The sequence below is a fragment of the Aquisphaera insulae genome (assembly GCF_011064615.1).
Taxonomy (GTDB): domain Bacteria; phylum Planctomycetota; class Planctomycetia; order Isosphaerales; family Isosphaeraceae; genus Aquisphaera; species Aquisphaera insulae.
This window is the reverse complement of record NZ_JAALJH010000064.1, coordinates 42,243-53,965: the sequence shown is the minus strand read 5'-3', so window position 1 is coordinate 53,965 and position 11,723 is coordinate 42,243. Positions and strand designations below refer to the sequence as shown.

Here is an 11,723-nt window from a genome sequence, read left to right as displayed (position 1 = left end):
CCGGCTCTCCACGCCGGACGCGAGCAAACACTTCCTCGGAGGGGATCGCCGGGAGTATGATCGACCCGATCTTGCCGTCGCGGGATCGTTCGGTCGATTGGCATTCCCTCTCATTGCCGGGGATCGGGTGAGCTCATGAAGTCCATCCTCATGCTGGTCTGCGTCGTCTCCGTCGCTTCGTCCTCCCCCTGGGCCGCCGCGCAGCAGGCCGACGAGTCCAGGCGACTGAAGGATGAGGCGGGGAAGTTCTCCTTCGTCCCCCCGCCGAAGTGGACCACGCGAAGCTTCCCCGGCGCGAAGTACCAGATCGTCCACGGGCCGCCGAAGGATGGTTTCGCACCCAACATCAACGTGATCGACGAGCCATTCGGCGGATCCATGGAGCAATACGCGAAGGCTTCCCTGGCAACCCTGGAGAAGGCCCTGCCCGAATTCAAGCTGAAGGAGCAGCGCGAGTTCAAGACGAAGTCCGGATTGCAGGGCGTGCGGCTGGTCAGCGAGAGCGCTCAAAACAAGATGCACCTCCGCCAGACGTTCTATCTCTTCGGTCGCGGCGAGAAGAAGTATGTCGTGACGTGTTCCGCGCTGGCCGAGGGCGGTGCGGATCTCGACAAGACGTTCGAGCAGGCCCTCAAGACCTTCCAGATCGAGGACTGATCGCCGCTGGGCCCGGCCCGGGGCGGCCGTCCTCCGTCAGCCCGGTGCCAGCAGCCCCTCCCAGGCGCCGGGGCTCACGCGCGTGTAGAAGCGGCCGTCGTGGTGGGTGACCTCGAGCGGGCAGCGGTAGACCTTCGAGAGGAGCTCCCCGCGGAGGACCTCGGCGGGGGGGCCGTCGGCGGCGACCCGGCCCTCGTCGAGGATCGTCACGTGCGAGACGGCCGGCGGCAGCTCCTCCAGATGGTGGGTGATCAGCACGATCGTCGGCGGGTCGTCGCCGGCCTGGTGGAGCGACTGGATCGTGGCGAGGACCTGCTCGCGGGCCAGCAGGTCGAGCCCTGCGGTCGGCTCATCCAGCAAGAGCAGCCGCGGCTTGCAGACGAGTGCCCGGGCGATCAGGCAGCGGATCCGCTCGCCGTTGCTCAGCGTCTGATAGGCATGGTCCATCACGGCCCGCAGGCCGACCACGCCGAGCAGCCGCTCGGCCTCTCTGCGAAGCTCCGGCGAGACCTCGCGATAGAGGCCGACCGTGCCGAACGCCCCGGTGAGCGCGACCTGAAGCGCGGTCATCTCCGGCGGGGGCTCGGCCTGGCCGTGCGGCTGGACGAGGCGGAGCGACTCGCGCAGCTCCTGCAGGTTCACCTCGCCGAAGAGCTCGCCGAGCACGCGGACCTCCCCTTCGGTCGGCCAGAGGTAGCCGGCCACGACGCGGGCCATCGAGCTCTTGCCGCTGCCGTTGGGGCCGAGGAGGGCCACGCAGGCCCCGGAGGGGACCGTCCAGTCCACATCCTTCAGGATCCAGCGGCCGTCGCGGACCACGCCCACGCCCCGCACCGCGATCGCCGGCGCGGGGCCGCTCCCATTCGCTTCCTCGCCCACCACGGTCATGCTCCGATCTTTCGCTTCGGCCCGCCGGCGGCCTGCTTCGCCGGCCGAGGCTCCGGCTCGCGGGCCGCCGGGGCATCGTCCTCGCACGGCCCCTCGTCGCGCGGCAGGATCGCCGTCGAATGCTCGCGGAGGAGCCGCCCGGCGAGCTCGCCGTCGCCCGCCTCGAGCGCGTCGATGATCCGCGCGTGATCGTCGAGCGTCGCCCGGAGGCACTCGATCCCGTCCGGCCGCGTCACGCGCACGAGGGTCAGCGTCTCGAAGGAGAGCGAATCCCAGAGGCGGAGCAGCACCGAGTTGCCCGCGGCCTCGATGATCGCCCGGTGCAGCAGGGCGTTCCGCTTGGAGACCATGACGAGATCCCCGGCGGCGAAGGCCCGCAGGATCTCCGCGTCCTCCTTCCGCAGGAACTCGACGTCCCCCATGAACTTCCTCGCCGCCGCCGGCGCGGCCTCCTGCTCGATCATCCCCCGGGCCAGGTACGCTTCGCGCACTTCACGCATGCAAATCGACCGGACCCGCGTCCCCCGGTACGAGCCGCACTCGACCAGGCGCGAGCCCTCCAGCTCCAGGAACGCCTCCCGCACCGTACCCTGGCTGACGCCGAATTCGCGCGCGATCTGCAGCTCAACCAGCCTGTCCCCGGGCTGGTAGTAGCCGTTCAAGATCCGCTCCGCGAGCGCGCGCCGGACCTGGTTGCGGATGCAGTTCTTCTTCACGACCGCCATCGCACACCCCCTGCTCTTGTCAATTCTAGCTCCCTTGACTTCGATTATCAATAATCAATAATTCGCGTGCACCCCGGAGTCATCCTGCTCGCAGGCCGGCCGAGGTCTTCCGGGCCGGGATCGCCGGGGCGTAATGAGGTGAAGGCATGTGGATTGTTCGTCTGGCACTCGACCGCACGTACACCTTCGTCGTGGCATCGATCCTGATCGCGGTGGTCGGCCTCGTCGCGATCGTGCGGATGCCGGTCGACAACTTCCCGAACATCGACATCCCGGTCGTCACGGTTGTTTACATGTATTCGGGCATGGCGCCGGAGGAGGTTGAGCGTCGGTTCATCCTCGTCACCGAGCGCGTGCTGACCGCTTCCGTCAATGATATCGAGCACATCGAGAGCCAGTCCATGAGCGGGGTGGGCGTGCTCCGGATCTTCTTCCAGCAGGGGGCCAAGGTGGAGGCCGGCGTCGCGCAGGTGACGGCAACCTGCCAGACGATCCTCAACAACATGCCGCCGGGGACCACGCCGCCGTTCATCGTCCGCTACAGCGCCACGAGCGTCCCCATCGTCCAGATTGCGGTCTCCAGCGAGACGCTGACGGAGGCGCAGATCTATGACTTCGCCGCGAACTTCATCATCCAGCGGCTGGGGACCGTGCAGGGTGCACGCGTGCCGCAGCCCTACGGCGGCAAGCCGCGGCAGGTGATGGTGGATATCGACCCGGACAAGCTCTATGCCCTGGGCCTCTCCGCGGCGGAAGTCAGCGCCGCGCTCAACACCCAGAACCTGATCCTCCCGTCCGGGACGGCGAAGATCGGCGAGACGGAATATAACATCCGGGTCAACAGCAGCCCGGAGGTCGTGGAGGCGTTCAACGAGATCCCGGTGAAGTCCCGCGACGGCGTGCCGGTCTATCTCCGGGACGTCGCCTACGTGCGTGACGGGTACGCCGTGCAGACCAACGTGGTCCGCCAGGACGGCCGCCGCGCCGTGCTCATGCCGATCCTCAAGGGCGAAGGGGCCAGCACGCTGGACGTCGTCGAGCGGGTCCGCGCGGCGCTCCCGAACATCCAGGCGCAGTTGCCCCCCGAGGTCCACCTGGAGATCCTCTTCGACCAGTCGGTCTTCGTCCGCGAGGCCGTCGGCGGCGTGCTCAAGGAAGGGGCCATCGCCGCGGGCCTGACCGGGCTCCTGATCCTGATCTTCCTGGGCTCGTGGCGATCCACGCTCATCGTGGTCACATCGATCCCCCTGTCGATCCTCTGCTCGATCCTGGCGCTCTGGGCCTTCGGCTACACGCTCAACGTGATGACCCTGGGCGGCCTGGCGCTCGCGGTGGGCATCCTGGTGGACGACGCGACGGTGGAGATCGAGAACGTCCACCGGAACATGGCCATGAAGAAGCCGATCCGCCGGGCGATCCTCGACGGTGCCGAGCAGATCGCGGCGCCGGCCTTCGTCAGCACCCTGGCGATCTGCATCGTCTTCGTGCCGGTCGTCTTCCTGACGGGGCCGGCCGCGTACCTGTTCATCCCGCTGGCGCTGGCGGTGATCCTCGCCATGATGGCCAGCTACATGCTCTCGCGGACCCTCGTGCCGACGATGGTCCTCTACCTGCTGAAGGGCGAGGCGAAGCAACTGGCTCGGGGGGGTCATCATGCCTCCTCGGGCTTCTTCGGCCGGCTTCACGCGGGCTTCGAGCGGCGGTTCGAGGTCTTCCGCCAGGGCTATCGCGGGCTGCTGGCCTTCGCGATGTCACACCGAATCGCGACCGCGGGGGGGATGCTCGCGTTCGCGTTCGGATCGTTCGCGCTGGTTCCCCTGATCGGCCGCGACTTCTTCCCGACCGTGGATGCGGGGCAGATCAGGCTGCACGTTCGTGCCCCGTCCGGGACGCGGATCGAGGAGACCGAGCGGATCTTCGGCCAGGTGGAGGACGTCATCCGCGAGGTCATCCCCGCGCACGAGCGGGAGATGATCCTGGACAACATGGGGATCTCGCCGTTCTTCACCAACACCGCGTACATCAGCAACGAGCTGGTGAGCGTGTCCGACGGGGAGATCCTGGTGGCCCTGAACGAGGACCACAGGCCGACGGCCGACTTCGTGCGGACGCTCCGACGCGAGCTCGGCCGGAAGTTCCCCGGCTGCCACTTCGACTTCCTGCCGGCGGACATCACCGGCCAGGTCCTCACCTTCGGAAAGCCGGCGCCGATCGACGTCCAGGTGGTCGGCATCCGGAGGGCAGAGAACATCGAGGTCGCCAAGAAGCTGCGCGACGAGTTGGCCCGCGTCCCCGGCCTGGTGGACGTCCGGATCCGCCAGGTGACCGACTCGCCGGACCTTCGCGTGGACGTGGACCGCGTGCTCGCCTCCGGGCTGAGCGTGACCCAGCAAGAGGCGGCCCGCGCGATGCTCGTGACGCTCAGCTCGTCGAACATCGTGTCGCCGAATTTCTGGGTGAACCCGAAGAACGGCGTGAACTACCGGGTCGCCGTGCAGACGCCCCAGCGCGAGATCGATTCCGTGGACGCCCTCATGAACACGCCGGTGACCTTCCCCGGCGGCGGAGCGGCGCCCCAGCTCCTGGCCAACATCGCGAGCCTGCGGCGGGCGGAGTCTCCGGGCCTCATCACTCATTACAACGTCCAGCCCGTCTATGAAGTCTGCGCCAACGTCCAGGACCGCGACCTCGGCGGCGCCTCGACCGACGTCTCGCGGATCATCGAGGGCGCTCGCCGGACGCTGCCGAAGGGGAGCCAGATCTTCGTCCGCGGCCAGGTGGAGAGCATGCACGAGTCGTTCATCGGCCTGGGCTTCGGGCTGGCGTTCGCGGTGCTGCTGGTCTACCTGCTGATGGTCGTGAACTTCCAGTCGTGGCTGGATCCGTTCATCATCCTCACGGCCCTGCCGGGCGCGGCGGCCGGCATCCTCTGGGCCCTGTTTGGGACGGGGACGACGATCAGCGTGCCGGCCCTGATGGGCGGGATCATGACCGTCGGCGTGGCCACGGCCAACAGCATCCTGATGGTTACCTTCGCCAATGACCGCCGCGCCGAGGGCCGCACCGCCTACCAGGCGGCCATGGACGCCGGCGCCACCCGGCTGCGGCCCGTGGTCATGACCGCCTTCGCCATGATCGTCGGCATGCTGCCCATGTCGCTCGGCCTCGGCGACGGCGGCGAGCAGAACGCACCGCTGGGCCGAGCGGTCATCGGCGGCCTCCTGGTCGCGACCGGCTACACCCTCTTCTTCGTCCCGATCGTCTACAGCATCCTCCGTCGCCGCGACCGCTCCGCCGTCGCCAACGACGACGACGATGAGTCGACGGACACGACCCTGACGACCCCTGAACGCGATCTCGCGGGAGCCCACGCATGAACAACACGGCCATGATGGAAGACCGTCCGCCGAAGCCTCCCGAGGGGTCTTGCCTCGAGCCGCATCGCCCGGAGCCCCCGACCGAATCCACAACCGTCGCGGTCCGTTCGATGGCCCACGAGAAGCAGGGCGACGAGCCCCCGCCGCAGCGGCCGCCGCTGACGCGTCTGTTCGGCATCGGAGCGTTCCTGGCCGTCTCGATGGGGGGGCTCTCCTGGGCGGCCATCCAGGGGCGGGAGCACCAGAGAATCGAGCGCGACGCCGTGCAGCATGTCGTCCGCAACGAGAAGCCGCGCGTGCTCACGGTCGTCGCGGCGAGGGCCTCCGGGACCGTCGATCAGATCCTCCCCGCGACCGCGTCGCCGCTCTACCAGACCGCGGTCTACGCCCGGACCAGCGGCTACCTCAAGCGCCGGCTCGTGGACATCGGCGACCGCGTCAAGGAAGGGCAGCTCCTCGCCGAGATCGAGACCCCGGAAGTGGACAGCCAGCTCCTCCGCGCCCGGGCGACGCTGAACCAGTCCAAGGCCACGCTCGAACGAGACCGCGCCAGCGAACGGCTGGCCCAGATCACCCTCATGCGTACGCGACGGCTCCACGGCAACGCGGCCGTCTCTCACCAGGAGTACGACGACGCGGAAGCCGCCTTCAAGGTCGCGTCCGCCACGACCAAGGTCTCCGAGGCCGTGATCGAGGCCAACGCCGCGGACGTGAAGCGGCTGGAGGATCTCCAGGCGTTTCAGAAGGTCGTCGCCCCGTTCGACGGCGTCATCACGGCCAGGAACTACGACTCGGGGGCGCTGATCGTGGCCGACGACGCGAACGCCGCGGAGCTCTTCCACGTCGCCCGGAACGACATCCTCCGCGTGATTGCCGACGTCCCCCAGACGTACGCGACGGCCATCCATGCCGGCCTCGAGGCTCCGGTCTTCCGCCGCGAATCACCCGGCCGCGAGTTCCCCGGCAAGGTCGTCCGCACGACGGGCCGGGTGGACCCGAAGACGCGGACCCTCCGCGTCGAGGCCGAGGTGCCCAACCCGGATGACGCCCTCTTGCCCGGGATGTACCTCCAGGTCCGCTTCCGGCTGGAGGCCCCGTCCAACGTCGTCCAGGTGCCCGGCGCCGCGATCATCTCCCGGGCCGAGGGCACCAAGCTCGCCACGCTGGACGCGGAAGGGGCGCTCCGCTACCATTTCGTCACGGTCGGCCGCGACTTCGGAAACACCGTGGAGGTGGTCTCCGGCGTCTCTCCGGGAGAGACCGTCGTGATCCGCCCCGGGGACGACCTGCCCGAAGGGGCCAAGGTGGAGCCGGTCCCCTCGGCCTCGCTCTGATCCGCGTGCGGGTGGCGGTCAGGCGGCGAGCCTCAGGATTGTGGAACACCGGGGCGAATGTCGTCGCGGTCCACCCGTTCGCCACCATTCGGATCTGCTGGGACTCCGACCGGCTGGACCTCGGCCCGGTCGGCATCGAACCCGACCCGGAGTGGCTGGGCACCGAGGCCGCCCGGGATCCCGAGATCCTGAAGTGGGCGGATGGGCGGGCGACCTTCGGCGTGGTCCCCGATCTCGTCCGCGACGAATGGGGCATCGACCTGACGAATCCCGCGTCGAATCGCCGGGCCTGAGCCCGGAGGCCGAGGCGTCAGGAACGACCGTCCCGCGGACTCCCGGGCGGATCCGGACCCGGCTTGCTCCCCGGGGGGACAGGCTCGACGATCCGGTGCGTCCGGCTCAGCTCCGGCCTCTCCAGGGTGGATCGCCGGCCGCTCGGCCAGCGGATCTCGACGCGGTTGATGCGCTCAACCGGGCCGACTCCGATGAGCAGCCGTGGGTCGTTCGCCGAGGCGTAGCTGCCGCCCCCCTTGACCTGGCGATGGAGCGTCCGGCCGTCGAGCACCACCTCGACCGCCGCGCCGATCGCCTGGCGGTTCGAGGCCGTTCCCACCAGCTCCAGGCGGATCCAGCCCCGGGGGGGCGACTCGTTGAGCAGGACGGCCGGCAGGTTGTCCATCCGGCTGAAGACCACGTCGATGTCGCCGTCGTTGTCCAGGTCGCCGAACGCCGCGCCTCGGCCCACGTGGCCGACGCGGAAGAACGGGCCGGGATCGGCGACGAGGTCGAACCGGCCGTCGCCGCGATTCCGCCAGATGCGCGTCGGTTGCTCGTACACCCCCTCGCGGCCGAGTTCCGCCAGGTTCTCGTCCGTGTGCCCGTTGACGACCATCATGTCGGGCCAGCCGTCGTTGTCGAGATCCGAGAGGCTGCACCCCCAGCCGACCTCCACCATGCTGTCCTTGACGATCCCGGCCGCCTCGCTGATGTCCTGGTAGCCATGCCCGTCGGTCGTGCGGTGGAGCGTGTTGTACTCGTTGGCGTAGTTGGTGACGAACAGCTCGGGCAGGCCGTCGCCGTCCAGGTCCTCCACATCGACGCCCATCCCTCCCTGGTAGCGGCCGGCGGCATTGCTGGCCGCGCCCGAGGTCGCGGTGACGTCCTCGAACGTGCCGTCGCCTCGGTTCAGGAAGAGGAAATGCGGGCATCCGTCGTTGGCGACGTAGAGGTCGATCCGCCCGTCCCGGTTCACGTCCGCCGCCACGACGCCCAGCCCCCGGCCGTCCTTTCGGAGGATCCCGGCGCGTTCGGTCGCGTCCTCGAAGGTCCCGTCCCCGCGATTTCGAAGGAGGAAGTGGCGATCCGGCGGGATCATCGCGGGCGGGCAGAACATGCGGATGGACCTGGCCCTGTCGCCGCAGTACTCGTGCGGCTCGTCGTAGGACCAGCGCCCGTAGCAGGCGACGTACAGGTCCAGCCGGCCGTCGCCGTCGTAGTCGAGGAAGGCCGCCGAGGAGGACCAGGCGTTGCACTCGGCGCCGGATCTCTCCACCGCGCGGAACGTGCCGTCGCCCCGATTGACGTAAAGGACGTTCGCCCCATAGTTGCAGAGGTATAGGTCCGGGAATCCGTCGTTGTTCACGTCCCCGGCCGCGACGCCCGGGCAGAAGCCGTTGTAGCCGACGCCGGCCCTCGCCGTGACGTCCTCGAAGGTCCCGTCGCCGCGATTCCGGTACAGCCTGTTCCCCATCGACGGGCCGGGGGCATCCAGCGGGAACCCTCGCGTCGAGGCGAAATAGAGGTCGAGCAGGCCGTCGCCGTCGTAGTCGAGCATGGCGACGCCCGACCCGTTGCTCGTGGGGAAGTGCTTCTCCGGGCTGTTGCCGCTGGTGTGCCGGAACGCGATCCCGGAGCCGGCCGTCGAGTCACGGAAGCGAATCGGCGAGTCCGCGAACTCGGCACCCGGCGTAGCCCCCGCGCCGGACGGGACTTCCGACCGGCCGGCTGCTCGCGGAGGAAGCCTCGACGGGTCCTGGCATCCGGGCGAAGAAGCGCATATAAGGAAGATCGAAATCGCGCCGAGTGCCGGGGTCATCGCGAAGGCAGGCCGGACGCCGCGGAGGTGCATGGAGAGCTCGTTGGATCTGGATGTACCGTGCTGGATGGCCCGGGCGGGCTGTCGGCGATCGAGATTGTACCATCCTGACATCCTCCGACGCCCGGCGACTCGACCTGGCGAAACTTGAGATGTGCGGGCGCGGCACGCGGAACAGCGCCTCATCGAGATCACGTCCCCCCTCGCTTCAGGCCTCTCTGACAGGAATCTCGCGAAATGAGAGCCCGAACCATCCCGGCCTTGGCATCGCTCCCGATCGTCGTCGTGTCTCTCATCGGCATGCCCGCGACGGGATCCGTCGCCGACGCCATTCGAGAGGACGACCCGCCGAAGGCCACCGGCGGGAGCCGGATTCCCGGGCCTGATCCCGCGTTCGGCGGCCGGATCGGCGAAACGGTGAAGGACTCGACGCCGAGCTACCCACAGCCCACGCGGGCGCCGAAGGGGGCCCCGAACGTGCTGGTGATCTTGCTGGATGACGTGGGCTTCGGCATGTGCGGGACGTTCGGCGGGCCGGTCCCCACGCCGCACCTGGACGGGCTGGCCCGGACCGGCCTGACCTACACCCGTTTCCACACGACCGCCCTCTGCTCGCCGACGAGGGCCGCGTTGCTCACGGGGCGCAATCATCACAGTTGCGGGACGGGCGTCATCATCGAGATGGGCACCGGATATCCCGGCTACACCGGGATCATCCCCCGGAGCACCGCGGTGGTCGCGGAGACGCTCCGGGGCAATGGCTATGCCACGGCCATGTTCGGCAAGGCCCACAACACCCCGGAGCCGGAAATCAGCCCGGCAGGGCCCTTCGATCGCTGGCCCACCGGCCAGGGGTTCGACTACTTCTACGGATTCAACCAGGGGGAGACGAGCCAGTACTACCCGGTCCTCTACCGGAACACGACCGCCGTCAACGCCCCGAGGAGCCCGGAGCAGGGATACCACTTCTCCGCGGACATGACCGACGAGGCCATCGCCTGGACGCACAACACCCGGGCCGCCAGCCCCGACAGGCCCTGGTTCGTGTACTACAGCGCCGCCGGAGTGCACGCCCCGCACCACGCCCCGGCGGACTGGCGGGCGAGGTTCGCCGGCAAGTTCGACCATGGCTGGGACAGGCAGCGCGAGTTGACCTTCGAACGGCAGAAGCAGATCGGCATCATCCCGGCCGATGCGAAGCTCACCCGACGGCCGCGGGAGATCCCCGCCTGGGAGGATCAACCGGCCGACGCGAGGCGGGTCTACCTCGCGCTCATGGAGAATTACGCCGCCTACATGGCCTACACCGACCACCAGATCGGCCGGCTGATCGAGAGCCTCAGCCAGTCCGGAGACCTCGACAACACGCTGGTGATGTGCATCGTCGGCGACAACGGCCCCAGCGCCGAGGGCGGCCTCGAGGGGACCTTCAATGAGGTGGCCAGCCTGGTCGGGTTCAATCCCGGCCTGGCCAGCATCGTCAAGCGGATCGACCTGATCGGCGGGCCGGAGAGCGAGCCGCACGTCCCGGTCGGCTGGGCATGGGCGATGGCCGCGCCGTTCCAGTGGACCAAGCAGGTGGCGTCCCACTTCGGCGGCACCCGCAACCCGATGATCGTCCGCTGGCCGAAGGGGATCGCGTCGAAGGGCGAGCGGCGGACGCAGTTCCACCACGTGATCGACGTCGTCCCGACGATCCTCGACTGCTGCGGCATCCCGGAACCGACGACGGTCAACGGCATCGCGCAGAAGCCGATCGAGGGCATCAGCATGCGCTACTCCTTCGAAGATGCCGGCGCCGCGGGGAGGAGGAAGACGCAGTACTTCGAGATGATGGTGAATCGGGCGATCTACCACGACGGCTGGATCGCGTGCAGCCGATTCGGCGTCCCCTGGAACATCGCCGGCCGCTCGGCTGATTTCCTCCAGGCCCCCTGGGAGCTCTACCACATCGAGTCGGACTTCTCCGAGGCCGAGGACCTCGCCGCGAACCGCCCGGAGAAGCTGACGGAGCTCAAGGCCCTCTTCCAGGAAGAGGCGTCGAGGTACAACGTCTTCCCGCTCGACTCGAGGATGGCCGAGCGGCTCGACTCCCGGAACCGGGTCGCCGGCGAGCCCAGGTCGAGCTGGGTCTACTACGGAAACCAGGTCCGGCTGCCCGAGCCGATTGGTCCCCTGATCTACCCCAACTCGCACACGATCACCGCCGAGCTCACGATCCCCGAGCAGGGCTGCGAGGGGGTCATCGCGTGCGCCGGCGGGGTCTCCGGCGGGTGGACCTTCTACGTCAAGGGGGGCAAGCTCGCCTACCACTACAACTTCGCCGACTTCGAGTCCTACGACGTGGTGGCCCACGATACCCTGCCGGCTGGCAAGGTCAGCGTGAAGCTGGACTACGCGTCCAGGGGGACTCCGAAGGGGACCACGATCAGCAACGGGGCCGCCGTCAAGCTGTTCGTCAACGGCACCCTCGTCGCGGAGGGCACGACCGGCAAGGCGATGTTTCGCCACGGGGTCGAACCCTTCGAGGTCGGCCGCGACTCGATCTCGCCGGTGAATGCCGGCTATCGATCCAAGGGCGAGTACCCGTTCACCGGAACGATCGAGAAGGTGGCCTTCGAGTTGAAATGACGTTTGCGAGCCCCGG

Annotated in this window: 8 protein-coding genes; 5 read left to right on the top strand and 3 right to left on the bottom strand. The window is 68.6% G+C overall.

From position 1 onward, the window contains the following. Nucleotides 1-135 precede the first annotated feature (135 nt). Nucleotides 136-657 (top strand): DcrB/PsbP domain-containing protein, encoded by a 522-nt coding sequence (locus G6O54_RS26385; RefSeq protein WP_165229996.1) that lies wholly within the window; start codon nt 136-138, stop codon nt 655-657. A 36-nt stretch (nt 658-693) separates the two neighbouring features. Here G6O54_RS26385 and G6O54_RS26380 read toward each other — a convergent pair whose 3' ends face one another. Both G6O54_RS26380 and G6O54_RS26375 read right to left on the bottom strand, forming a co-directional pair. After that, a complete protein-coding gene (locus G6O54_RS26380; RefSeq protein WP_165229993.1) occupies nt 694-1,545 on the bottom strand; it encodes an ABC transporter ATP-binding protein in 852 nt (283 codons plus the stop codon). Then, nucleotides 1,542-2,270, bottom strand: coding sequence for a GntR family transcriptional regulator (locus tag G6O54_RS26375; RefSeq protein WP_165229990.1), 729 nt, complete (start codon nt 2,268-2,270; stop codon nt 1,542-1,544). Before G6O54_RS26375 ends, G6O54_RS26380 begins: the two co-directional genes overlap by 4 nt. A 146-nt stretch (nt 2,271-2,416) precedes the next feature. Here G6O54_RS26375 and G6O54_RS26370 point away from each other — a divergent pair, with 146 nt between their 5' ends. The 3 genes from G6O54_RS26370 to G6O54_RS26360 are packed head-to-tail and all read left to right on the top strand — an operon-like array spanning nt 2,417 to nt 7,274. Then, the gene (locus G6O54_RS26370; protein WP_165229987.1) at nt 2,417-5,647 is read left to right on the top strand and encodes an efflux RND transporter permease subunit; all 3,231 of its coding nucleotides are present in this window, start codon (nt 2,417-2,419) and stop codon (nt 5,645-5,647) included. Next, entirely contained in the window at nt 5,644-6,981 is a 1,338-nt protein-coding gene (locus G6O54_RS26365) for an efflux RND transporter periplasmic adaptor subunit (RefSeq protein ID WP_205679046.1), read from the top strand. Before G6O54_RS26370 ends, G6O54_RS26365 begins: the two co-directional genes overlap by 4 nt. A gap of 38 nt (nt 6,982-7,019) precedes the next feature. After that, complete coding sequence (locus G6O54_RS26360; RefSeq protein WP_165229984.1) at nt 7,020-7,274, top strand: hypothetical protein; 255 nt, start codon at nt 7,020-7,022, stop codon at nt 7,272-7,274. A 17-nt stretch (nt 7,275-7,291) separates the two neighbouring features. Here the strand turns inward: G6O54_RS26360 and G6O54_RS26355 are convergent, their stop codons facing one another. Next, nucleotides 7,292-9,109: a CRTAC1 family protein gene (locus G6O54_RS26355; protein WP_165229982.1), complete on the bottom strand. Its 1,818-nt coding sequence runs from the start codon at nt 9,107-9,109 to the stop codon at nt 7,292-7,294. Between the two features lie 204 nt (nt 9,110-9,313). Between G6O54_RS26355 and G6O54_RS26350 the strand changes: the two genes are divergently transcribed. Beyond that, nucleotides 9,314-11,707, top strand: coding sequence for an arylsulfatase (locus G6O54_RS26350; protein WP_165229979.1), 2,394 nt, complete (start codon nt 9,314-9,316; stop codon nt 11,705-11,707). Nucleotides 11,708-11,723: the final 16 nt, after the last annotated feature.